General features: G+C 62.0%; 2 protein-coding genes. Both read right to left on the reverse strand.

The genetic code is table 11. From position 1 onward, the window contains the following. A partial coding sequence (locus NMG80_RS07190) for an HAD family hydrolase (RefSeq protein ID WP_254017471.1) occupies positions 1-608 on the reverse strand: 608 nt, incomplete at its 3' end. 46 nt (positions 609-654) lie between these two features. Continuing rightward, the coding region (locus NMG80_RS07195) for an NUDIX domain-containing protein (protein ID WP_254017472.1) at positions 655-977 on the reverse strand (323 nt) is incomplete at its 5' end.

Raw genomic sequence — 977 nt, forward strand, 5'->3', positions numbered from 1 at the left:
ACTCTGATCCCCAGGCGATCGAGGTCCGCCGCAAGCGTCTTTGCGTCGGTGAACAGCACCGACTGCCAGCCGGCCGCCCTGGCGCCGTCGACATTCTTCTGGCTGTCGTCGATGAACAGCGTGGCCGCGGGGTCGAGGCCGAAAGCAGTCGCGTGATGGTCGTAAATGCCGCGATCCGGCTTGATCATGCCGATCTCGCCCGAAATGGTCACACCGCGCGGGCGGTTGAGAAAGTCGAAACGCTGCCGGGCTTCGGCAAGCGTGTCGGCGGCGAAATTGGTCAGCATGGTGACGTCGTGGCCGCTCTCGATCAGCTTGTCCATGATCTGGACGCTGTCGTCATAGGCGTGAGGCACCATCTCGTGCCAGAGGCGGCGGAAGTTGCGGATGTTTTCGGCGTGGTCCGGGTGTTCGGCGATCAGCAGCGCCTCGGCCTCTTCCCAGGTGCGGCCGCGGTCCTGCTCGATGTTCCAGTCATGCGTGCAGACATTGTCGAAAAACCACTTTCTCTCCTCGGCATCCGGAATGATACGGCTGAACGGCAGGTTCGGATCGTAATGGATCAGCACTCTGCCGATGTCGAAAACGATGTGGCGGATTTCGGTCATTCTTGTCCTCGTTCAACGCAATTCAATGGGAGGTGATGTGGGCGATTCAATGCGCGCGCTGCTTCTTCGTCGCGCCCGGTATCGCCGCTTCGATTACCTTTTTCATGACGGTGGGCAGCGCTTCGCCGGAAATTTCATGGGCCGGCGACCAGAAATGCCCCGCTGGGGCGGCGCCATCGGTCATCGTTTTGAAGACGTCGAGTTCGAGCGCGAAATGGGTGAAGACATGACCAATCTTCCCGGCTGGCCGCCAGTTGCCGGGGAAGGGCGCCGCCGCGTCCGTTGTGGCGCCGTCGATCCGCGCGGTCCAGCCGGTCGTCGGCACTTCAGTCATGCCGCCGAGCAGGCCCTTATCCGCACGTTTGCGCA

This window comes from Mesorhizobium escarrei, from assembly GCF_935825525.1.
Taxonomy (GTDB): domain Bacteria; phylum Pseudomonadota; class Alphaproteobacteria; order Rhizobiales; family Rhizobiaceae; genus Mesorhizobium; species Mesorhizobium escarrei.